Source organism: Modestobacter italicus (assembly GCF_019799965.1).
Classification (GTDB): domain Bacteria; phylum Actinomycetota; class Actinomycetes; order Mycobacteriales; family Geodermatophilaceae; genus Modestobacter; species Modestobacter italicus_A.
The window spans coordinates 289512-310767 of record NZ_JABGCJ010000006.1; the positions used below are offsets into that span (position 1 = coordinate 289512).

The following is a 21256-nucleotide window of genomic DNA, read 5'->3' on the forward strand; positions in this document are numbered from 1 at the left end:
CGTGGACATCGGAGAGTGGCCCAGCCCACAGGGAGTGTCAACCGGAGCGAGACGCAGCGGTGACCAGCGGGAGACGGGGTCAGGAACGCGCGGCGATCACCGACGGCGTGGTCACCTCACGCGGGGTGCGGGGCAGCACGTACTGCACGTAGGAGCGCACCGCGGCCCAGGTGCCGACGTCGAAGCCGGCCCGCTCGGACAGGAACCAGCGGTGCTCCAGCACCTCGTGGAAGAACTCCGCCGGCTCGAGCCGGCCGGCCAGCTCGGGCGGGACGGCGTGGACCACCGGCAGGTAGACCTCGGTCAGCCAGCGGTGCGCGGCGACGGTCTCGGGCACCGGCTCGCCGCGGCGCTGCTCGAGGTAGGCACGGAAGGAGCGCAGGTCGTTGAGCAGGCGCAGCGCCTGGTTCTCCTGCACCTGCAGCCCGGTCAGCCGCACCAGCTCGCGCCGGTGCTGCCCCGGCTCGGCCACCCGGGTCTCCACCCGCAACCGGGCGCCCTCGGCGGAGGTGACCAGCTCGATCTCCCCCACGTCGAAGCCCAGCTCGTTGATCCGCTGCACCCGCTCGGCCACCCGGTAGGCCTGCTCGTCGGCGCGGAAGACCTCCTCGCGGGTGACCTCGTCCCACAGCGCCTCGTACCGGCCCGGGAGGGCGTTGGCCACCTCGATCGGGTCGATCTCCTCCGGCAGCAGCTCACCGGCGGCCAGGTCCATCAGCTCCGCGCCCACCCGCTCCCGGGCGAGCTCGACGTCGTAGGCCCGCTTGCGGGGCGACAGCGACCCGTGCCGCTCGGCGGTCTCGGCGTCGACCAGGTAGGCGGTGTAGGTGCCGGCGTCGGGGCGGAACAGCGTGTTCGACAGCGAGCAGTCACCCCAGTAGACGCCGGCCAGGTGCAGCCGCACGAGCAGCTGGACCAGGGTGTCCAGCAGCTGCTCGGGCGCCTGCTCGGCCCGCGGCCCGGAGAACAGGTAGCGGTAGGACATCGAGTACTCGAGGTAGCGGGTGACGAGGATGGCCTGCTGGTCGTCGGGCCGGTCGAAGCAGATGCCGAGCACCGACACCGAGGGCAGACCCTCGCCCTCGAACTCCGTCAGCAGCGCGTACTCGTGCCGGGCCAGCGGCTCGGCGATCTCCTTCAGCGCGTAGACCCGGCCCTCGCTGGCGGTGAACCGCACGACGTGCCGGGAGATGCCCCGCTGCGGGACCTCGAGCAGCAGGTCCTCGTCCCACTCCTCCAGCGGCTGGTGCCAGGGCAGGGTCAGCAGCCCCGCCGCCTCGGCGGCCGGGGGTCGGAACAGGTACCGCATCGCGCGCTCCGGATGTCGATCGACCGGGGATGTCCCTCCCCGGTCCTGGCACGGCCGTCAGCGCCTCCAGTGGCGTCCTGCGGTCACCCTGCCATGGTGGCCGGGGGCGGGGCCCCCGGCGCCCCCGGCCGGCCCGCTCGGCCGCGGGCGCCCCAGGGTGCTCCCGACGTCGGGAGCACCCTGCGGGCACCGCCGGGGTCAGCCGACGAGCTGTCCGGTGACGACGGCGGCCTGGGCGGCGCGCTCCTGCACTGTGCCCGGCTGGAGCACCAGCCCGAGCAGCCAGCGGCAGACCAGCTCGGCCTCCGGGCGGGAGATCCGCAGCGAGGCACCCAGCGTGCTCACCACGTCGCCCCAGCGGACGGCGTCCAGCGCCATCATCTGCACCAGGGTCTCCGGCTCGGTCTCGGCCAGCCGGCGCAGCACCGGGTGCCCGCCGACCTCCTCGGCCAGCGCCGGCACCGCGACGGTCAGCGGCAGCTCGGCGGCCAGCGCGGCGAGCCGGTCCAGCTCGAAGGCGATCAGCGCGTGCGCCACGTCGTCCTTGGTGCGGAAGTGGTTGTACAGCGTGGCCTTGGCGACGCCGGCGGCGGCGGCCACGTGCTGCATGGTGGTCTTCTTGACCCCCCGCTCGGCGAAGGCGGTGCGGGCGCCGGAGAGCAGCCCGCGGCGGGTGCGGCTCATCGCGACCCCGGTGCGGGGGGCGGACCGGCGTCCCTCCGTGCGGGGCGGCGCCGGGGTGGTCCGCGGCGCGGGGACGGCGACGGCGAGCGACGGCACCGGCGCGGTGAACTGGTGGCCGGGGGCCGGGGGCTGCATCAGGGCCGCACCGGAGGGCACCGGGGTGGTGAGGTGCTGACCGTGGACCGCGGCGGCCTCGGCGGCGGCCGCCTCGGCGGCGTCGGCCGCCAGCACGGTGACCCCGCCGCGGCCGGCGGTCGGCACCGGGAGGGAGGGGTGCGGCGGCAACTGCGAGCGGGATCCCGGGGAAGACATGGACACTTTGTGCCCTCCCGGTCGCACTGGGTCAAGGAGGTGGACACCGAGCGAAGATCGTGTCGCGCGCCGAGGCCCGCCGTGGACGGATCATCGGCCCCGTGACCGGCCCGGCCGCCTCAGCTCGTGGACAGGACGGCCCCCTCGCAGGGGCCCACCACGAGCGTGCGAGGAGTGGGGGGCGAGGGGGTCCTCGTTCAGGCAGCGAGGGAGACGGCGCCGCGGCGGCGGCCGGCGGAGCGGGCCGGCTGGCCGCCGCCGACCAGCGCGAGGGCCGGCTCGGCGACCGGCGCCTCGACCGCCGTGTGCGGGGCGGCCTCGTCGACCTGGGGGGTGTCCGCGGCGTCGTCCTCGCGGCTGCCCGGCCGGGCCAGGGCGACCTGCCGCACCGGGCGGCTCGGCTCGGCCAGCCGCATCTCCAGGCTGACCTCGGCCAGCAGGTCGGCCAGCTCGACGTCCAGGGCGTCGCAGATGGACGCCAGCAGCTCGGAGGAGGCCTCCTTCTGCCCGCGCTCGACCTCGGAGAGGTAGCCCAGGCTGACCCGGGCCGCGCCCGAGACGTCGCGCAGTGTGCGCCGCTGCCGCAGCCGGTGCCCCCGCAGCGTGGTGCCGAGCTGGGTGCGCAGCAGCGTCATGGCCGTCTCCTGTCCACTCTTCCGAGCAGGTCGAACGAGGCAGCGGTGACCACCGGACCGGCCGGGGACACCGTGTGCTCACCGTACGCGGCGATGACCCTGGTCACCGTCCCGGTCGGGGCACGTCCGCTGATGGCGTAACGCCCCCGCCCGCTCACCGCTTCCCGCCCTCCGCCGCCCCGGACGGCGGCGGCACGGGGTGCTCGACCAGCCGGGCCAGCAGCCGCTGCACCGCCTCCCGCACCGCACCCGCCCGCACCGCCGCGCGGTCGCCGGGCAGGTCCAGTTCGTGCACCACGGTGAGCACGCCGTCGCTCAGCCCCAGGTACACCCGGCCTGGCCCGTGCCCGTCCACCGGGTCGGGTCCGGCCACCCCGGTCAGCCCGACGCCCCAGGTGGCCGAGCAGCGGCTCCGGACGCCCTCGGCCAGCGCTGCCGCGGTCGGCTCGCTCACCGGCCCGTGCGCGGCCAGCAGCTCCGGCGCCACCCCGGCCAGCGTCGTCTTCAGGTCGGTGGCGTAGACGACGGCACCGCCGCGCAGCGTGGCGCTCGCGCCGGGCACCTCGGCGAGGGTGGCGCAGAACAGGCCCGCGGTCAGCGACTCGGCGGCGGCCACGGTCTCACCGCGGACGAGCAGCGCCTCGTGCAGCCGCTGGGCGACCAGGGCGGTCCCCGGCTCCGCGGGGGCGCTCACGCGGCGTCGTCCCGGCGCTCCTGACCGGCGGCCCGCTCGTCACCGGCCGCGGCCCGCCGGGCAGCCGCGGCCTGCATCGCCCGGGCACTGGTGCGGCGCAGGGTGAGCGCCCGGTAGACGTAGTCCAGCCCGGTCACGACGGTGAGCACGAGCGCGGCGGCCATCACCCACCAGCGGGCCGAGGCGAACACCCCGCTCATCGGCAGGATGTACATGCCGATGGCCAGGGCCTGCAGCACCGTCTTGGCCTTGCCGCCGCGGCTGGCGGCGATCACCCCGTGCCGGATCACCCAGAACCGCAGCAGCGTCACCCCGACCTCGCGGACCAGGATCGTCAGCGTCACCCACCAGGGCAGCAGCGCCAGCACCGACAGCCCGATCAGCGCGGTGCCGGTCAGCGCCTTGTCCGCGATCGGGTCGGCGAGCTTGCCGAACTCGGTGACCTGGTTGCGCCGGCGGGCGATCATGCCGTCGTACCGGTCGGTGATGATCGCCAGGGCGAAGAACAGCGTCGCCCAGCCGCGCCGGGCGTCGTCCATGCCGTCCTCGCTGAACAGCAGCAACGCGAACAGCGGCACGACGGCCAGCCGCAGCAGCGTGAGGGCGTTGGGCAGGTTCACCAGGCGCGCGGTCTGCGGTGGCGTGGCCGCCGGGTCGGCCGCCCCCTCCGGTACCACCGCACTCATCGACTCAGACCCCGGCCGCTACGGCGATCGGGGCAGGCAGTCCGGACGGCGCGGGCAGCGCGCGGGCGACCAAGTCCACGCCCTCGGTGTCGACCACCTCGGCCGTGACGACCTGGCCGGCGACGGCGCCGGCCGGCACCCCGCTCACCGTCGTGGTGCCGTCGGCGTCCGGGTCCTGGTGGGCGGCGTGCCCGCCCCAGGTGCCCGGCTCGGTCACGCCGGAGAGGTCGTCGGTGAGCAGCACCTCGACGGTGCTGCCGATGCGCTCCTCCGCCCGCTGTGCGGTCAGCTCCTCGACCAGGTCGGTGATCCGCCGGACGCGGGCGTCGATCTCCTCCTGGTCCAGCTTCCCGGGCAGGCCGAGCGCCTCGGTGCCATCCTCGTCGGAGTAGCCGAACACCCCGACCGCGTCGAGCCGGCCCTCGGTGAGGAAGCGCTCCAGCTCGGCGACGTCGTCCTCGGTCTCGCCGGGGAAGCCGAGGATGACGTTGGTGCGGAAGCCGGCTCCCGGCGCCAGCGACCGGGCTCGCTCGATGATGCCGAGGAAGTCCTCGGTGCCCCCGAAGCGCCGCATCCGGCGCAGCAGCGTCGGGGAGGAGTGCTGGAAGGACAGGTCGAAGTAGGGGGCCACACCAGGGGTGCCGGCGATGACCTCGAGCAGACCGGGCCGCAGCTCGGCCGGCTGCAGGTACGCCACCCGCACCCGCACGATGCCCTCGACGGCGGCCAGCGCGGGGAGCAGCTTCTCCAGCGACCGCAGGTCGCCGACGTCCTTGCCGTAGGAGGTGGAGTTCTCGCTCACCAGCACGATCTCGGTGACGCCCTGGGAGGCCAGCCACTGCGCCTCGCCCAGCACCTCGGTGGCCGGCCGGGAGACGAACGACCCGCGGAACGCCGGGATGGCGCAGAAGGCACACCGCCGGTCACAGCCGGAGGCGATCTTCAGCGCCGCGGAAGGCCCGCTGGCCAGCCGCTTGCGGCGCAGCCAGTCGTGCCCGGGGATGGCCGGGGCGTCGGGGGCCTGGACGGCCGCCGTGCGCTGCGCCGGGCTGATCGGCAGCAGGGTGCGCCGGTCGGTCGGGGTGTGCGGCACGAGCGGGCGGCCGGCCAGCACGTCGTCGAGCCGGTCCCCGATGGCGCCGTAGTCGTCGAAGCCGAGCACCGTGGCCTCCGGCAGCGCCCCGGCCAGCTCGGAGCCGTACCGCTCGGCCATGCAGCCCACGGCGATCACCTCGGCACCGGAGTCGGTGGCGGCGAGGATCGCGTCGACCGAGTCCTTCTTGGCGCTCTCGATGAAGCCGCAGGTGTTCACCAGGACCGCGTCGGCGTCCTCGGCGTCGGCCACCAGTTCGTAGCCGTCGCCGGCCAGCCGGCCGGCGAGCTCCTCGGAGTCGACCTCGTTCCGGGCGCAGCCCAGGGTGACGACGGCGACCCGCCGCGGCGATCCGGAGGAGCCAGCGGCGAGCTGCTGCCCTTCAGGGGAGGTCATGGGACGGGGCAGAGCTGGCACCTGTCCATCCTATGCGCCGTACGGGGTGCGACCGGGGGCCCCGCACCGGGGAGCCCCGGCCTCGTCCCGTCCGGCCTGCCTGCCGGGGCACGTGGGGGCAGGCAGGTCCTCCGACTACTCGCCGCCGCCGCGCAGCACGAACAGGGTCGACTCCAGCTCGTCGGGCTTGACCAGGACGTCGCGGGCCTTGGAGCCCTCCGAGGGCCCGACGATGCCGCGGCTCTCCATCAGGTCCATCAGCCGCCCGGCCTTGGCGAAGCCGACCCGCAGCTTGCGCTGCAGCATCGAGGTGGAGCCGAACTGGCTGGTGACCACCAGCTCGATCGCCTGGACCAGCAGCTCCATGTCGCCGCCGACGTCCTCGTCGATCTCCTTCTTCTCCCCCGCCGCGGCGGTGAAGACCTCCTCGCGGTACTCCGGCTCGGCCTGCCGCTTGGTGAACTCGACGACCGCCTCGATCTCGGCGTCGGAGACGTAGGCGCCCTGCACGCGCATCGGCTTGCCCGCACCGATGGGCAGGAAGAGGGCGTCACCCATGCCGATCAGCTTCTCCGCGCCCGGCTGGTCGAGGATGACCCGGCTGTCGGTGAGGCTGGAGGTGGAGAAGGCCAGCCGGGAGGGCACGTTGGCCTTGATCAGGCCGGTGACGACGTCGACCGAGGGCCGCTGGGTCGCCAGCACCAGGTGGATGCCGGCGGCACGGGCCTTCTGGGTGATCCGGACGATCGACTCCTCGACGTCCCGCGGGGCGACCATCATCAGGTCGGCGAGCTCGTCGACGATGGTGAGGATGTAGGGGTAGGGCTGGTAGACGCGCTCGCTGCCGGGCGGGGTGGTGATCTCGCCGCGCTCGACCTTCTTGTTGAAGTCGTCGATGTGCCGGACGCCGGTCGACCGCATGTCCTGGTAGCGCTGCTCCATCTCCTCGACCAGCCAGGCCAGCGCGGTGGCGGCCTTCTTGGGGTCGGTGATGATCGGCGTGATCAGGTGCGGGATGCCGTCGTAGGGCGTGAGCTCGACCATCTTCGGGTCGACCAGGATCATCCGCAGCTGGTCGGGGGTGGCCCGCAGCAGCAGCGAGGTCAGCAGCGAGTTGATGCAGCTGGACTTACCGGCACCGGTGGCGCCGGCGACCAGCAGGTGCGGCATCTTCGCCAGGTTGGCGCAGACGAACCCGCCCTCGATGTCCTTGCCCAGGCCGACCAGCATCGGGTGCGGGTCCTGCTTGGCCACCTGGGAGCGCATGACGTCGCCGAGGCTGACCGTCTCGCGGTCGGTGTTGGGCACCTCGACGCCGACCGCGGACTTGCCCGGGATGGGCGCCAGGATGCGGATGTTGTCGTTGGCCACGGCGTAGGCGAGGTTCTTGGTCAGCGCGGTGATCTTCTCGACCTTGACCGCGTTGCCCAGCTCGATCTCGTAGCGGGTCACCGTCGGACCGCGGGTGTAGCTGGTGACCGCGGCGTCGATGTTGAACTGCTCGAGCACGCCGGTGATCGCCTCGATGGCGACGTCGTTGGCCTTGGACTTGGCCCGCGGCGGGGTGCCAGGGCGCAGCACGCTGACCGAGGGCAGCGTGTAGCTGCCCTCGACCGGCTGGATCCGGAGCTGCTCGGGCTCCTCGATCGGCGGCAGGTCCTCCGGCGGGGCGGTGCGGTCAACCACGGCCGGCCGGCGGACCGGCTCCGGCGGCGGAGGCGGCTCGTGGACGACGGCCTCCGGCGCCTCGTCCAGCGCGCCGACGTCGATCACCCCGGTGTCCAGGGTGTCCTGCACGGAGGCGGCCGCGGCGGCCTTGCGGCCCTTGCGACTGCGGGGGGCCGGCTCCTCCTCCGGCTCCTCGTCCTCGTACTCGTCGTAGTCGTCGTACTCGTCGTCGTCGCGGCCCAGCTGGCGGTCGACCCACTCGCGCAGCCGCTCGGGCACCTGGTGCACCGGGGTGGCGGTGACCACCAGCAGCCCGAAGAAGGCCAGCAGCACCAGCAGCAGCACGGTGACCACCGGGCCCACACCGGCGGTCAGCGGTGTGCCCACCGCCCAGCCGAGCAGGCCGCCGGCACCGGAGCGGTCGGCGTCGTCGACGTCGGGCCCGGTGACGTGGGCGGTGCCGACGACGGCGGCGACGACGCACAGCCAGCCGATCATCAGCCGACCGCGGGCCTCCGGGCGCGGGGGGTGCCGCAGCAGCCGCAGGGCGACCAGCAGCAGGACGACGGGCAGGACGGCGGTCAGCGCGCCGATGGCGAAGCGGACGCCGTTGGCCAGCCCCTCCCCCACCGGGCCGATGCCGGAGGTCCAGGTGGCCGCGCCCAGCACGATCGCCAGCCCCAGGACGGCGAGGCCGACCCCGTCGCGGCGGTGCTCGGGGCCCAGCGGCTCGGTCTCCTCCGGTCGGGCCACCGACCGGGCCAGGCCACCGGCGCCCTTGGCCAGCAGACCCCAGGCGCCGGACGCGCCGCGCCACAGGCTCCCGGCGAGGGTGCCCTGCTTCTTCTTCGGCGCCGGCCGGCGCGCGGCGGTGGAACCGCCGCGCTTGGCCGGGGGGCGCTTCTTGGCGGTGGAGCCGGCGGCGCGGGGCCGCGAGGAGCCGCTCCCACGAGCCGGCGCCCGGTTCGACGTCGTCGCGCGAGCAGGCATGCGTCGACGGTACGGCCCCTGAGCGTCCAGCTGGACGATCCTGAGCCGCGTGTCCGCCCGCCGGGCTGGCTAGCGTGATCCCCGTGACCTCTCCGCGGATCCTCCCCTCCGGCAGCTGGCCGACCCCGATCACCTCCGAGCTGGTGGTGCGGGCGGCCGCCCGGCTCGGCGAGGTGGTCGTCGACGGGGACGACGTCTGGTGGGCCGAGGGCCGGCCCAGCGAGGGCGGGCGCACCGTGCTCGTCCGCCGCTCCCCCGACGGGACGACGGCCGACCTGCTCGCCGCCCCCTGGAACGCCCGCACCCGGGTGCACGAGTACGGCGGCGGCGCATGGACCGTGGCCGCCGGCACCGTCTGGTTCACCTCCTACGCCGACCAGCGGCTGTACCGGGTCGCCCCCGGCAGCGCCGAGCCGGTCGCCGTCACCCCCGAGCCGGCCATCGCGGCCGGCGTCCGGTTCGCCGACCTCTCCGCCGACGGCGACGGGGTGCTGGCGGTCCGGGAGACCCACTCCTCCAGCGGCGCCTCGGCCGATGTCGTGCACGAGGTGGTCCGGGTCGGCGCCGACGGCGCAGTCGACGTGCTGGTCTCGGGCAGCGACTTCGTCTCCGACCCGCGGCGGGCGCCCGACGGGGTGACGCTGTGCTGGCTGCAGTGGCAGCACCCGGACATGCCCTGGGACGCAGCAGGGCTGGTGGTCCGCGCCGCCGACGGCACCGACCACGTCCTGGCCGGCGGCTCCGGCGAGTCCGTCGTCCAGCCGGTCTGGGGCGCGGACGGCACGCTGTGGTTCCTCGCCGACCGCACCGACGTCTGGGCGCTGTACCGGCGCCGCCCGCACGGTGAGGTCGAGCTGGTGTTCGACGCCGGCAGCGACATCGCCGGTCCGCAGTGGGTGTTCGGGCAGAGCCGGTTCGACCTGACCGGCGACGGCCGGGTGGTGCTCGCCTACGGCCGGGACGGCGCCGACCGGCTCGCCGTGCTGGAGCCCGACGGCACGGTCCGGGAGCTGCCGACGGAGCAGACGTCGTTCGGGCAGGTCCGGGCGGCCGGGGACGCGGTCGTGTGCGTGGCCGGCGGCCCGGCGTCCGAGCCGGTCGTGCTGCGCGTCGGCCTGGACGGCGGCCGCGCCGACGTGCTGCGCCCGGCCCGGGAGCTGGGGGTCGACCCGGCCTGGTTCTCCCGCCCGGTGCACGTCACCTTCCCGACGGAGCCCGGCCCCAGCGGGGTCGCCGAGGCCCACGCGCTGGTCTACCCGCCGACCAACCCGGAGGTCTCCGCCCCCGACGGCGAGCTGCCGCCGCTGCTCGTGCTCGTGCACGGTGGGCCGACCGCGGCCGCCCGGTCGGTGCTGGACCTGGGCGTGCAGTACTGGACGTCCCGCGGGTTCGCCGTCGCCGACGTCGACTACCGCGGCTCGACCGGCTACGGCCGCCGCTACCGCGAGGCGCTGAAGGGGCAGTGGGGCATCGCCGACCTGGACGACGTGGTCGCCTGCGCCCGGTACCTGTCCTCCGGGGACGGCCCGGCGGGCCTGCGGGTGGACCCGGCCCGGATGGCGATCCGCGGCGGCTCCGCCGGGGGCTACACCACCCTCGCCGCGCTGACCTTCCGCCCGGGGGTCTTCGCCGCGGGGGCCAGCCACTACGGCGTCGCCGACCTGGCCGCACTCGCCGCGGACACCCACTCGTTCGAGTCGCGCTACCTCGACGGCCTCATCGCGCCGTGGCCCGCGGGTGCCGACGTCTACGCCGAGCGCTCCCCGATCCACTCCACCGACGCCCTCGACACCCCGCTCGCGGTCTTCCAGGGCGACGAGGACGAGGTGGTGCCGCCGGCACAGGCGGAGATGATGGTCGCCGCACTGCGGGCCAAGGGCGTGCCGCACGCCTACGTGCTGTTCGCCGGTGAGCAGCACGGGTTCCGCAAGGCCGAGAACATCCGCACCGCCCTGGACGGCGAGCTGTCCTTCTACGCCCAGGTGCTCGGCTTCCCGCTCCCGGCAGAGGAGGGCATCATCCCGGTCACCGTCGTCCGGTGAGACCGCCGGGAGCCGCCCGCGCCCGGTGAACCGATCGGCCGCCGGGTGCGTATGTCCTGCGGCGGAGCCCACCGGGGGCGTCCCGACGGTCCGGCGAGGGAGCGCGATGGGGCGCCACCGAGGAACGGCTCAGGCCGAGGTCCTGGACGTGCAGGCGGCCTACGCCGCGCACGGCCCGGAGCTCTACCGCTTCGCCCTGCGGCAGCTGGGTGACGGCGGGGCCGCCCAGGACGTCGTCCAGGAGGTGTTCCTGCGGGCCTGGCGCGCCGAGCGCTCCTACGACCCGCAGCTGGCCAGCCTGCGCACCTGGCTGTTCGCCATCGCCCGCAACGTGGTCGTCGACGAGGCCCGCCGCTTCGCCGTCCGGCCGTGGCAACGGGACCTCACCGACGGCACCGACCTGCCGCCGGCCGGTGAGGCCGGCCCGGACGAGCGGCTGGTCGACGCCTGGGTGGTGGAGGAGGCACTGCGACGGATCGGGCCCGAGCACCGGACGGCGATCGTGCAGACGCACCTGCGCGGCCGGCCGCACGCCGAGGTCGCCGCCGAGCTCGGCATCCCGGTGGGCACACTGCGCAGCCGGGTGTTCTACGGGTTGAAGGCCCTGCGCCTGGCGATGGAGGAGATGGGAGTGGAGCCGTGACCGATCAGCCGCGGGACGCCCACCGGCGGCTGCGCGAGCAGCTGGGGGTCTACGCCCTGGGGCACGGCACCCCCGAGGAGCGCGCCGCGGTCCGGGCCCACCTCGACGGCTGCGCTGCCTGCCGGGCCGAGCTCGCCGAGCTGACCCCGCTCACCGGGCGGCTGGCCGGCGTCGACCCCGACCGGCTCGACGACCTGCCCGCCCCGCCGCCGGAGCTGGCCGACGCCGTGCTGGCCCGGATCGCCGCGGCCGGCCCGGGTCCGGTCGACCTGGCCGCCCGGCGCGCCCGCCGCACCCGGTGGGCGGCGGCCGCTGCCGCCGCGGTGGTCGCCGCGGTGGCCTTCGGCGCGGGCTGGCTGAGCCGACCGCTTCCGCCGGCCCCGCCGCTGGAGCCGGTGGCGGTGGCGGTGGTCGCCGAGGGGGTCCGCGCGACCGCCGACGTCGTCCCGCACACCTGGGGCGTGGAGGTGAAGCTGTCCGGTGCCGGGTTCACCGCCGGGCAGGTGTACCGGGTCACCGTGCTCGACGAGGCCGGCCGCGACGTCCCGGCCGGGCAGTTCATCGGCGTGGGCGCCGAGCAGCTCGACTGCAACCTCAACTCCTCGGTGCTCCGGGAGGACGCCGCCGGCTTCGCGGTGCTGGACGCCTCCGGCGCGGTCGTGCTCAGCTCCACCTTCTGACCGCTGCGGTGACGCGGCGGCAGCCGCTCCCGACGGGGTCCGGCGGCCCGGGGCGGTGCTCGGCCCGGCGCGTCACACGCGTCGGCCGGACCGGTCGGCAGGTGCCGGCCGGTCCGGCCGATGCGTGGGGACGCCCGTGTGGTCAGCCGCCGGCGGGGACGCGCTGCCCGTCGACGGTGAAGGTGCCGGTCGCCGTGCCGCCGGGGCCGACCTCCTGGTAGACGTCGTCACCCTCGCCGCCGGCGGTGTTGCCCCGGATCGTCGTCCGCGTCACCGTCATCGTGCCGGTCGGGGAGTTCCACAGCCCACCGCCGTCGTTGGCGGCCCGGTTGCCGGTCACCTGACCGCGGTCGATGCGGACGGTCCCAGCACCGGTGAGGTGCAGCCCGCCGCCGTTGCCCGGGCCCGCTCCGGTGACGTTGCCGGTCAGCTCGGTGCGCTCCAGGGTCGTCCGGCCCACGTTCGCCTCGATGCCGCCACCGGCCCGGACCGCCGAGTTGCCCTCGACCCGGGTCCGCTCGACGACGAGCGTCGCCTGGTCGTTGAGGATCCCCCCGCCGGAGCCGGCCGCACCGTCGGCGACGTTGCCGGTGACCTCGGAGCGCGTGACGGTCAGCGTGCCCGTCGGGCCGGCCTCCTGGAACAGGCCGCCACCGCCCATGGTGGCCTCGGCGCCGCTGGCGGTGTTGCCGGACACGGTGGTCCGGTCCACGGTCATGGTCCCCGCACCCGAGTTCCACAGGCCGCCGCCCTCGGAGGCGGCCGTGTTGCCCGAGACGGTGCTGCGCTCGACACGGACGGTGCCGGCGCCGGTCAGGTGCAGGCCGCCGCCGTTGCCCGGCCCTGCACCGGTGCTGTTGCCCGACAGCGTCGAGCGGTCGATGGTCGTGGTGGAGCCCGGCGACGCCTCGATCCCACCACCGGCCCGGACAGCCGAGTTGCCGGTGACGGTGCTGCGGTCGACGGCGAGCGTGCCGGCGTTGCGCACCCCGCCACCGGACGCCGGGAGACCGGTGCCCTGCGCCGCGCCACCGGACACGGTGAGGTCCCGCAGCGTCAGCGATCCGCCGGCCAGCACGTCGAGCACCCGGTCCAGGCGCTGGCCGTCGATCCGCGCTCCCCGACCGTCCAGGACGACCCGGGACGTGACGTCGAGGTCGCCGGTCGCCGCGGCGTCCTCGCCGGTGCCCCGCAGCGTGAGCCGGTAGGTGCCCTGCCCGAGGACGACGGAGCCGCCACCGGACGCGTTCGCCTCCTGGACCGCGGCCCGGAGCGAGCAGCGTCCCGACGCGTCGGCACACGTCCCGTCACCGGGCCGGGCGTCGGTGCTGTCCACGGTGGTGGTCACCGAGAGACCCCGGCCGCCCTCGCCGGTGGGTCGTGACTCGTGGGCCGAGGCCGGGGTGGTGGCCAGCAGGCTCAGCGCGAACGCCGACGCCGCGGCACCGGCCAGTGATCTGGTGCGCATCTGTCGTCTCCCTCGTGGATCGCGGTCGCCGGCGTCCGAGCACCGACGCAGAGGGATACGGCAGCCGGGCGACCGGCGTTCGACCGGAGGGCGGGGATGCGGGCCGGGACGGCCCGACGGCCGGCGCGGGCGGCGCGCCGCTACCGGCCGTCCCCGGAGGCGCACCCGGACGCGCCGGGAGCGTGCCTCGCGGGCGACCCGTGGTGAGAGGTCCCGCTCAGACCTCGAGGACCGTCGGGATGATCATCGGGCGGCGACGGTAGGTGTCCGACACCCACTTGCCGACCGTCCGGCGGATCACCTGGGACAGCCGGTGGGCGTCGACCTGCTCGTCCTCCAGCGCCCGCCGCAGCTCCTCGTCCACCCGGGCGAGCACCTCGTTGAAGGCGGTCGGGTCGTCGGAGAAGCCCCGGGTCGACAGGTGCACCGGCCGCACGATCGTCCGGGTCGAGGGCTCCACGACCACGGTGACCGCGACGAAGCCCTCGTCACCGAGGATCCGCCGGGCCTGCAGCGACTCCTCGCCGACGTCGCCGACGTTGAGTCCGTCGACGTAGACGTTGCCGATCGGCACGCTGCCCACGATCGAGGCCTTGCCGTCGACGAGGTCGACGACCACGCCGTCCTCGGCCAGCAGGATGCGGTCGCGGGTCATGCCGGTCTGCTCGGCCAGCGCGGCGTGCGCCCGCAGGTGCCGCCACTCGCCGTGCACCGGCATCAGGTAGCGGGGCTTGGCGACGTTGATCAGGGTGCGGAGCTCGCCGGCGGGGGCGTGCCCGGAGACGTGCACCATCGCCGTCTCCTTGTGCACCACGGTGGCGCCCAGCCGGGCCAGGCCGTTGATGACCTTGTAGACGGCGGTCTCGTTCCCGGGCACCAGGGACGACGCCAGGATGATCGTGTCGCCGGCCTCGATGGTGACCTGGTGGTGGTCGCCCCGCGCCATCCGGCCCAGCGCCGAGAGCGGCTCACCCTGCGACCCGGTGCTGATCAGCACCACCTGCTCCGGGGGCATCGACGTCGCCTCGTCCAGCTTCACCATCAGCCCGGGGGCGACCCGCAGCAGCCCGAGGTCCTGCGCGACGCCCATGTTGCGCACCATCGACCGGCCGACCAGGGCGACCTTGCGGCCGTGCTTGACCGCGCAGTCGAGCACCTGCTGGATGCGGTGCACGTGACTGGCGAAGCTGGAGACGATCAGCCGCTGGGTGGCCCGCTCGAACACCGAGTCCAGCACCGGGCCGATGTTCCGCTCGGAGGTGACGAAGCCGGGCACCTCGGCGTTGGTCGAGTCGGCCAGCAGCAGGTCGATGCCCGCGACACCGAGCCGGGCGAAGGCGCCGAGGTCGGTGAGGACGCCGTCCAGCGGGAGCTGGTCCATCTTGAAGTCGCCGGTGTGCACCAGCGTGCCGGCCGGCGTGTGCACGGCGACGGCGAGCGCGTCGGGGATCGAGTGGTTGACGCTGATGAACTCGCAGTGGAAGGGCCCGGCCAGGTGGTCGTCGCCGGCGGCGACCTCGACCAGCACCGGGTCGATCCGGTGCTCGCGCAGCTTGGCCTTGACCAGCGCCAGGGTGAACCGGGAGCCGACCAGCGGGATGTCGGCGCGCAGCCGCAGCAGGTAGGGGATCGCGCCGATGTGGTCCTCGTGCCCGTGGGTGAGGACGACGGCGGTGATCTCGTCCAGCCGGTGCTCGATGACCCCGAAGTCCGGGAGGATCAGGTCGACGCCGGGCTGCTCGGCCTCGGGGAAGAGCACCCCGCAGTCGATGACCAGCAGCTTCCCGTCGAACTCGAGCACGGCCATGTTGCGACCGATCTCGCCGAGCCCGCCGAGGGCCATCACCCGCAGGCCGCCCGGCGGCAGCGGCGGGGGTGCCTTGAGGTCCAGGTGCGGCTGCAGCGCGGGGGCCGCGGTCGCCGTCACAGCGCCACGCCCCCGGCGGCGAGGTCGGCGCGCAGCTGGGCCAGCTCCTCGGGGGTGGCGTCGACCAGCGGCGGGCGGACCGGGCCGGACGGCAGCCCGAGCTCGCGCAGCGCTGCCTTGACCATGATCGTGCCCTGGGTGCGGAAGACCCCGGTGTAGACCGGCAGCAGGCTCTCGTTCACCGCGCGGGCCCTCACCAGGTCACCGTCCTCGACCGCGGCGATCAGCTCGGCCAGCCGGGTGCCGACCAGGTGGCTGACCACGCTGACCACGCCGACCGCACCGGCCGCGAGCAGCGGGAGGTTCAGCATGTCCTCGCCGGAGTAGTAGGCCAGGTCGGTGCGGGCCAGGGTCCACATGACCGCGCCCAGGTCGGCCTTGGCGTCCTTCACCGCGACGATGTTCGGGTGCTCGGCCGCGCGGACCAGCGTCTCGACCTCGATCGGCACCACCGACCGCGGCGGGATGTCGTAGAGCATCACCGGCAGGTCGGTGGAGTCCGCGACCGCGGTGAAGTGCCGCAGCAGGCCGGCCTGCGGGGGCCTGTTGTAGTACGGGGTCACGACGAGCAGACCGTGCACGCCCAGCCGGGCCGCGGACTGTGCCTTCTCGATCGAGTGCGCGGTGTCGTTGGTGCCCACGCCGGCGATCACCGTCGCCCGGTCACCGACGGCGTCCAGCACCGCCTCCAGCACGGCGTGCTGCTCGCTGTCGCTGATGGTCGGCGACTCCCCCGTCGTCCCGAAGACGACGAGCCCGTCGTTGGCCTGCCGGTCGACCAGGTGCGAGGCCAGCTGCTGCGCGCCGGCCAGGTCGATCGTGCCGTCCTCGGCGAGGGGCGTGACCATGGCCGTCAGCACGCGCCCGAACGGCCGTGCGGGGTCGGTGGACATGCCTGGAATCTACCGGCCGCTCCCGACGCCGCCGGACCGCCCACCGCCGGTCCACGCGCCCGCCTGCTCGGCCAGCACCCCGGACACCGGGTCCGCCCCGGTGGCCGACCGCCGCCACTGGGAGACCCGGAACGGCAGCCCACCGGCCGACTCCGCCCAGCCGGTCGCCGGCAGCCGCACGCCCGGCACCCAGTCCGGCCCGAGCACCGGCGCCCAGGTGTCCCCCGGCAGCTGCGCGTCGACCTCGGTGACCACCACCTCGTCGGCGTGCGGCAGGAACGCCGCGTACACGCCACCACCGCCGATCACCCAGAGGTTCTCGCCCCGCGCCAGCACGTCCTCCACCGACCGGACGACCTCCGCCCCCGGCTCCGCCACGTCCAGCGTGGAGCTCAGCACCAGGTTGCGGCGCCCCGGCAGCGGCCGGACCCGCGGCGGCAGCGACTCCCACGTGCGTCGGCCCATCACCACCGTCGACCCGAGGGTGAGCGCCTTGAACAACCGCAGGTCCTCCGGCAGGTGCCAGGGCAGTGCGCCGTCCACGCCGATGACGCCGCCAGCCGCCTGCGCCCAGACCATCCGGACCGCGCCCCGTTCGGTCACACGGCCACCGCACCGCGGATCGCCGGGTGGTGCCGGTAGTCGAGGACGTGGAAGTCCTCGTAGCGGTGGTCGAACAGCGAGGGCGCCGGGTCGATCTCCAGCCGCGGGAACGGCAGCACCTCCCGGGAGAGCTGCTCGCGCACCTGCGGCAGGTGGTTGCGGTAGATGTGGCAGTCCCCGCCCACCCAGATGAGGTCGCCCGGCTTCAGGCCCACCTGCTGGGCGACCATCCGGGTCAGCAGCGCGTAGCTGGCGATGTTGAACGGGACGCCGAGGAACAGGTCGGCGCTGCGCTGGTACAGCTGGCACGACAGCTTGCCGTCGGCGACGTGGAACTGGAAGAGCGCGTGGCAGGGCGCCAGCGCCATCTCCGGCAGCGCGGCGACGTTCCAGGCCGAGACCACCATGCGCCGCGAGTCCGGGTCGGTGCGCAGGGTCTCCAGGACGGCGGAGAGCTGGTCGATCGACCCGCCGTCCGGCGTGGGCCAGGACCGCCACTGCACGCCGTAGACCGGCCCCAGGCTGCCGTCCTCGGCGGCCCACTCGTCCCAGATGGAGACGCCGTGCTCCTTGAGCCAGCCGACGTTGCCCTCGCCGCGCAGGAACCACAGCAGCTCGTAGGCGATCGACTTGAAGTGCACCGACTTCGTCGTCACCAGCGGGAAGGAGGCGGACAGGTCGTAGCGCAGCCGCTCGCCGAACAGGCTGAGCGTGCCGGTGCCGGTGCGGTCGTCCTTCGGCGCCCCGGTCTCCAGCACCCGGCGGAGCAGGTCCTCGTACTGCGTGTCGACCTGCTGCTGGACGGCCACCTCGGCCATGTCGACTCCTCGTCGCGTCCTGTGGGTCCGGGAGCTCCGGACCCGGGTGGGTGGTGTGGTCAGCCCTCGGCTGGGCGGTCCGGTCAGCCTTCGGCGACGAACGGGCTGGCGGCGACCGCCGTCCCGTCGGCCAGCCGGCTGACCCGGAAGTCCTCGAAGACGTGCGGGGCCACCCGCTGCAGCTCGCGCAGGCAGGCGACGGCGAGCTCACGGATCTCCACGTCGGCGTGCTCGCTGGCCCGCATGGCGACGAAGTGCCGCCACGCCCGGTAGTTGCCGGTGACGACGATCCGGGTCTCGGTGGCGTTGGGCAGCACCGACCGGGCGGCCTGCCGGGCCTGCTTGCGGCGCAGCGCGGCGTTCGGGACGCCGGCGAGGCGCCGCTCCAGCCCCTCGAGCAGGTCGGTGTAGGCGGCCACCGCGGCGTCGGTGGCGGCCAGGAAGGCCGCGTGCAGCTCCGGGTCCTCGGCGATGACCGCGGGCTCGACCACGGCGGCGTCGGACTCGGGCACGTAGCGCTGGGACAGCTGGCTGTAGGAGAAGTGCCGGTGCCGGATCAGCTCGTGCGTCAGCGACCGCGAGACCCCGGTCAGGTACATCGAGACGGTGCCGTGCTCCAGCACCGAGAGGTGCCCGACCTCCAGGATGTGCCGCAGGTACCCGCGGTTGGTCGCCGTCGCAGGGTTCGGCTTGTCCCAGGACTGGTAGCAGGCACGTCCGGCGAACTCGGCGAGCGCCTGGCCGCCCTCGGCGTCGGTCTCCCACGGCACGTCCGCCGGCGGGGTGAACTGCGTCTGCGCGACGACCTGCACCTTCAGCGGGGCGATGGCGGGCACGCGTCGAGGGTACGGTGCCGCGCTCGCCGTCCTCGCTCCCGCGGCCCCGGGGGCGACACCAGCACCAGCGGCCCCAGCCGGTCAGCCCACCGCAACGCGCAGGTCCGGCGCCAGGTCGCCCCGATCGGCCACCCCGACGTCCTCCAGTGCCATCCAGTCGGCCATCGACCGGAGCTCGGCGGCCAGCTCGGACGCCACCTCCGCGGCGCCGACCCCGGCCTCGGCGTGGGCCGCCTGCACCTGCAGCACACCGGCCTTCCGGTCGGCCTTGAGGTCCACCCGGGCCACCAGCCGGTCGCCCAGCAGGAACGGCAGCACGTAGTAGCCGTGCACCCGCTTCTCCGCGGGGGTGTAGATCTCCAGCCGGTACCGGAAGCCGAAGATGCGCTCCACCCGCGGCCGCTCCCACACCAGCGAGTCGAACGGGCTGAGGAGGGCGCGGGCCCGGATCCAGCGCGGGCGCCGGGCCTCTGGGTGGGCCCACGCCGGACGGCCCCAGCCGGCGACCTCGACCGGCTGGAGCTCCCCGGCGTCGGCCAGCTCGGCGATCGCCGTCCGCGCGTCGGCCGGCGGCAGCCGGAAGTAGTCGCGCAGGTCGGTCTCGGTGGCCACGCCCAGCGCGCGGGCGGCCGTCCGCACCAGCTCGCGGAACGCCTCGTCGCGGTCGGGGGTGGGCGTCTGCACGACGGCCGCGGGCAGCACCCGCTCGGTCAGGTCGTAGACCCGTTCGAAACCGGCGGTCCGATGCCGGGCGGTGAGCACGCCGGTGTAGAACAGCCACTCGAGCGCCACCTTGCCGGCGTGCCAGTTCCACATGGAGCCGGGGCGGTCCGGCCGCGGCTCCATCAGCTCGCTGGCCCTGAGCGGGCCGCCGTCGCGGACCCGGTCGAGCACCTGGGCGACGTAGCCGGGGCGCTCCCGCTGGATCCGGACCATGTTGCCCCAGGCGTGCTGCTCGGCCGCCGCCATCCGCCAGCGCAGGTACGGCTGCAGGTGCACGGGGAGGAACGACGCCTCGTGCGCCCAGTACTCGAACAACTCGTGCCGTCGTGCGGACAGCCCGTCCAGCGCCGACCGGTCATAGGCCCCCAGCCGGCTGAAGTACGGCAGGTAGTGCGACCGGGACAGCACGTTGACCGAGTCGATCTGGACCACCACCAGCCGTTCCGCCGTCCGGCGCAGCTGGCGGGTGCCGACGACGCCGGCCGGCCGTGGCTCGGCGAAGCCCTGGGCCGCCAGGGCCACCCGCCGGGCCAGGGCGGCGGGCAGCCGTTCCGCGGACGTCGTCACGGGCACCGATCCTGCCGTGGGGGTACGACGCTCGCTGCACCGGACCGACGGCCACCTAGGCTGCCCGGGTGGACCTCCCCGGACGGCCGGACCTCCCCGCGGGACGCGGGCTCCCCGGCCGCGCCGACGTCTCGGTCCGGCCCGCGACCGCGGCGGACGCCCCGGAGCTGGCCCGGGTGCAGCTGGTCACCTGGCGCACCGCCTACCGGGCCGTCCTGCCACCCGAGGTCCTCGACGACTGGGACGACGAGGCGGCCGCCGGCGCCTGGCGCACCGCGGTGGTCGCCCCACCGACACCGGGGCACGGGGTGCTCGTCGCCCTCGACGGGGGCACCGTGGCGGGGTTCGCCGCCCACGGCCCCGCAGAACAGACGGCGGACGAGGAGCCGTTCCGCGGCGGGCCGACCAGCGAGCTGGTGACGCTGCTGGTCGAGCCGCGGTGGGGCCGGCGCGGGCACGGGAGCCGGCTGCTGGCCGCGGTGGTCGACCTGACCTCGGCCGCCGGGGCGGCCCGGCTGCAGATGTGGGTGCCCGAGGCCGACGAGGTGACCAGCCGGTTCCTGACCGCCGCCGGCTGGGCACCCGACGGCTGGGTGCGGACGCTGGACACCGGCGGGACCCCGCTGCGCCAGACCCGCTGGCACACCATCCTGGACGACGAACGAGGAGCGCAGTGACCTTCTCCGGCTTCCCCGACGAGGGACTGGTCTTCTACGAGGGCCTCGAGGCCGACAACAGCAGGACCTACTGGGCGCAGCACCGTCACCTCTGGGAGCAGCACGTCCGGGCACCGATGCAGGCGCTGGCCGACGAGCTGGCGCCGGAGTTCGGGACGGCGAAGCTGTTCCGCCCCTACCGGGACGTCCGGTTCAGCCACGACAAGACCCCGTACAAGACGCACCAGGGCGCCGTCCTGCACCGAGACGGCCGGGGAACGGGCTCGGTGTACGTCCAGGTGTCCGCCGACGGGCTGCGGGTGTCGGGCGGGTGCTGGCGGCTGCAGCCGGACCAGGTGGAGCGCTACCGCCGTGCCGTGGACGACGCCGTCCAGGGCGCTCAGCTCGCCCGGGTGGTGAGCCAGCTGCGGGAGGAGGGGTTCGCGATCGAGGGCGACCAGCTCGTCCGGACCCCGCGCGGCTACCCCGCCGACCACCCGCGGATCGAGCTCCTCCGGCACAGGTCGTTGCACGCCTCCCAGCAGTGGACGCCGGAGGACTGGCTGCACACCCGGACCGCGCTCGACCGGGTCCGCGACAGCTGGCGCCGGTTCGGCGCGCTGAACCAGTGGCTGGCGGACAACGTCGGCGCGTCCACGGCGCCTCCTGACCGGCGGCGCTGAGACCAAGCGTCACGTGACGCCAATGGAGCCCCGGCCGTGGGCCCTGCCCATCGAGGGCGACCGGCCACTGCCACTGCGACTGCACCGACGGCTCGGCGCGGACGTCGCCACCCGACACCCGAACTGATCCCGGGAATGCAGAAACGGGGTCACAGCCGTAGCTGTGACCCCGTTCCTGGGAGTTATGTCCGGCGGCGTCCTACTCTCCCACCCGGTCCCCCGGGCAGTACCATCGGCGCTGAAAGGCTTA

19 protein-coding genes are annotated in these 21256 nt (G+C 74.8%); 5 read left to right on the forward strand and 14 right to left on the reverse strand.

Going from position 1 to position 21256, the window contains the following annotated elements:
• Positions 1-79: 79 nt before the first annotated feature.
• The 7 genes from HLA93_RS16410 to HLA93_RS16440 all read right to left on the reverse strand — a co-directional run bounded on the left by HLA93_RS16410 (position 80) and on the right by HLA93_RS16440 (position 8467).
• A complete protein-coding gene (locus HLA93_RS16410; protein ID WP_222195484.1) occupies positions 80-1309 on the reverse strand; it encodes a DUF4032 domain-containing protein in 1230 nt (409 codons plus the stop codon).
• A 198-nt stretch (positions 1310-1507) separates the two neighbouring features.
• A complete protein-coding gene (locus tag HLA93_RS21155; RefSeq protein WP_246626814.1) occupies positions 1508-2305 on the reverse strand; it encodes a TetR/AcrR family transcriptional regulator in 798 nt (265 codons plus the stop codon).
• Between the two features lie 197 nt (positions 2306-2502).
• Positions 2503-2940 (reverse strand): helix-turn-helix domain-containing protein, encoded by a 438-nt coding sequence (locus tag HLA93_RS16420; protein WP_222195485.1) that lies wholly within the window; start codon positions 2938-2940, stop codon positions 2503-2505.
• A 154-nt stretch (positions 2941-3094) separates the two neighbouring features.
• On the reverse strand, positions 3095-3634 hold the full coding sequence (locus HLA93_RS16425) for a CinA family protein (protein WP_222195486.1): 540 nt from the start codon (positions 3632-3634) through the stop codon (positions 3095-3097).
• On the reverse strand, positions 3631-4320 hold the full coding sequence (gene pgsA, locus HLA93_RS16430; protein ID WP_222195487.1) for a CDP-diacylglycerol--glycerol-3-phosphate 3-phosphatidyltransferase: 690 nt from the start codon (positions 4318-4320) through the stop codon (positions 3631-3633). Before pgsA ends, HLA93_RS16425 begins: the two co-directional genes overlap by 4 nt.
• A gap of 4 nt (positions 4321-4324) precedes the next feature.
• On the reverse strand, positions 4325-5830 hold the full coding sequence (gene rimO / locus HLA93_RS16435; RefSeq protein ID WP_308128184.1) for a 30S ribosomal protein S12 methylthiotransferase RimO: 1506 nt from the start codon (positions 5828-5830) through the stop codon (positions 4325-4327).
• A 114-nt stretch (positions 5831-5944) separates the two neighbouring features.
• A complete protein-coding gene (locus HLA93_RS16440) occupies positions 5945-8467 on the reverse strand; it encodes a DNA translocase FtsK (protein WP_222195488.1) in 2523 nt (840 codons plus the stop codon).
• Between the two features lie 83 nt (positions 8468-8550).
• Between HLA93_RS16440 and HLA93_RS16445 the strand changes: the two genes are divergently transcribed.
• From HLA93_RS16445 to HLA93_RS16455, 3 genes are all read left to right on the forward strand, one after another.
• On the forward strand, positions 8551-10509 hold the full coding sequence (locus tag HLA93_RS16445; RefSeq protein WP_222195489.1) for a S9 family peptidase: 1959 nt from the start codon (positions 8551-8553) through the stop codon (positions 10507-10509).
• A gap of 106 nt (positions 10510-10615) precedes the next feature.
• On the forward strand, positions 10616-11152 hold the full coding sequence (locus HLA93_RS16450) for a sigma-70 family RNA polymerase sigma factor (RefSeq protein ID WP_222195490.1): 537 nt from the start codon (positions 10616-10618) through the stop codon (positions 11150-11152).
• Positions 11149-11832 carry an anti-sigma factor family protein gene (locus HLA93_RS16455; RefSeq protein WP_222195491.1) on the forward strand — a complete coding sequence of 228 codons (684 nt, stop codon included), beginning with the start codon at positions 11149-11151 and terminating at the stop codon, positions 11830-11832. Before HLA93_RS16450 ends, HLA93_RS16455 begins: the two co-directional genes overlap by 4 nt.
• A gap of 142 nt (positions 11833-11974) precedes the next feature.
• Here the strand turns inward: HLA93_RS16455 and HLA93_RS16460 are convergent, their stop codons facing one another.
• From HLA93_RS16460 to HLA93_RS16490, 7 genes are all read right to left on the reverse strand, one after another.
• Positions 11975-13300, reverse strand: a complete 1326-nt coding sequence (locus HLA93_RS16460; RefSeq protein ID WP_222195492.1) for a right-handed parallel beta-helix repeat-containing protein — start codon at positions 13298-13300, stop codon at positions 11975-11977.
• A gap of 217 nt (positions 13301-13517) precedes the next feature.
• The gene (locus HLA93_RS16465) at positions 13518-15227 is read right to left on the reverse strand and encodes a ribonuclease J (RefSeq protein WP_308128185.1); all 1710 of its coding nucleotides are present in this window, start codon (positions 15225-15227) and stop codon (positions 13518-13520) included.
• Positions 15224-16120, reverse strand: a complete 897-nt coding sequence (dapA, locus tag HLA93_RS16470; RefSeq protein WP_222195493.1) for a 4-hydroxy-tetrahydrodipicolinate synthase — start codon at positions 16118-16120, stop codon at positions 15224-15226. The genes HLA93_RS16465 and dapA overlap by 4 nt, the downstream gene beginning before the upstream one ends.
• 9 nt (positions 16121-16129) lie before the next feature.
• Positions 16130-16723, reverse strand: coding sequence for a dihydrofolate reductase (locus tag HLA93_RS16475; protein WP_308128186.1), 594 nt, complete (start codon positions 16721-16723; stop codon positions 16130-16132).
• Positions 16720-17541 carry a thymidylate synthase gene (locus HLA93_RS16480; RefSeq protein ID WP_222195494.1) on the reverse strand — a complete coding sequence of 274 codons (822 nt, stop codon included), beginning with the start codon at positions 17539-17541 and terminating at the stop codon, positions 16720-16722. The genes HLA93_RS16475 and HLA93_RS16480 overlap by 4 nt, the downstream gene beginning before the upstream one ends.
• A gap of 83 nt (positions 17542-17624) precedes the next feature.
• The gene (gene thyX / locus HLA93_RS16485; RefSeq protein WP_222195495.1) at positions 17625-18377 is read right to left on the reverse strand and encodes an FAD-dependent thymidylate synthase; all 753 of its coding nucleotides are present in this window, start codon (positions 18375-18377) and stop codon (positions 17625-17627) included.
• 81 nt (positions 18378-18458) lie between these two features.
• Positions 18459-19667: a winged helix-turn-helix domain-containing protein gene (locus HLA93_RS16490; RefSeq protein WP_222195496.1), complete on the reverse strand. Its 1209-nt coding sequence runs from the start codon at positions 19665-19667 to the stop codon at positions 18459-18461.
• 68 nt (positions 19668-19735) lie between these two features.
• Here HLA93_RS16490 and HLA93_RS16495 point away from each other — a divergent pair, with 68 nt between their 5' ends.
• Together HLA93_RS16495 and HLA93_RS16500 are read left to right on the forward strand one after the other, a co-directional pair.
• Positions 19736-20344, forward strand: coding sequence for a GNAT family N-acetyltransferase (locus HLA93_RS16495; RefSeq protein WP_222195497.1), 609 nt, complete (start codon positions 19736-19738; stop codon positions 20342-20344).
• Positions 20341-21006 (forward strand): DUF2461 domain-containing protein, encoded by a 666-nt coding sequence (locus HLA93_RS16500; RefSeq protein ID WP_222195498.1) that lies wholly within the window; start codon positions 20341-20343, stop codon positions 21004-21006. The genes HLA93_RS16495 and HLA93_RS16500 overlap by 4 nt, the downstream gene beginning before the upstream one ends.
• The last annotated feature ends 250 nt before the right edge of the window (positions 21007-21256 follow it).

What these genes read in the sequence shown, in the direction of transcription:
- HLA93_RS16410 (WP_222195484.1), bottom strand. Translation starts at nt 1,309, where the DNA reads ATGCGGTACCTGTTCCGACCCCCGGCCGCCGAGGCGGCGGGGCTGCTG.
- HLA93_RS21155 (WP_246626814.1), bottom strand. Translation starts at nt 2,305, where the DNA reads ATGTCTTCCCCGGGATCCCGCTCGCAGTTGCCGCCGCACCCCTCCCTC.
- HLA93_RS16420 (WP_222195485.1), bottom strand. Translation starts at nt 2,940, where the DNA reads ATGACGCTGCTGCGCACCCAGCTCGGCACCACGCTGCGGGGGCACCGG.
- pgsA (WP_222195487.1), bottom strand. Translation starts at nt 4,320, where the DNA reads ATGAGTGCGGTGGTACCGGAGGGGGCGGCCGACCCGGCGGCCACGCCA.
- HLA93_RS16440 (WP_222195488.1), bottom strand. Translation starts at nt 8,467, where the DNA reads ATGCCTGCTCGCGCGACGACGTCGAACCGGGCGCCGGCTCGTGGGAGC.
- HLA93_RS16450 (WP_222195490.1), top strand. Translation starts at nt 10,616, where the DNA reads ATGGGGCGCCACCGAGGAACGGCTCAGGCCGAGGTCCTGGACGTGCAG.
- HLA93_RS16460 (WP_222195492.1), bottom strand. Translation starts at nt 13,300, where the DNA reads ATGCGCACCAGATCACTGGCCGGTGCCGCGGCGTCGGCGTTCGCGCTG.
- dapA (WP_222195493.1), bottom strand. Translation starts at nt 16,120, where the DNA reads ATGTCCACCGACCCCGCACGGCCGTTCGGGCGCGTGCTGACGGCCATG.
- HLA93_RS16480 (WP_222195494.1), bottom strand. Translation starts at nt 17,541, where the DNA reads ATGGCCGAGGTGGCCGTCCAGCAGCAGGTCGACACGCAGTACGAGGAC.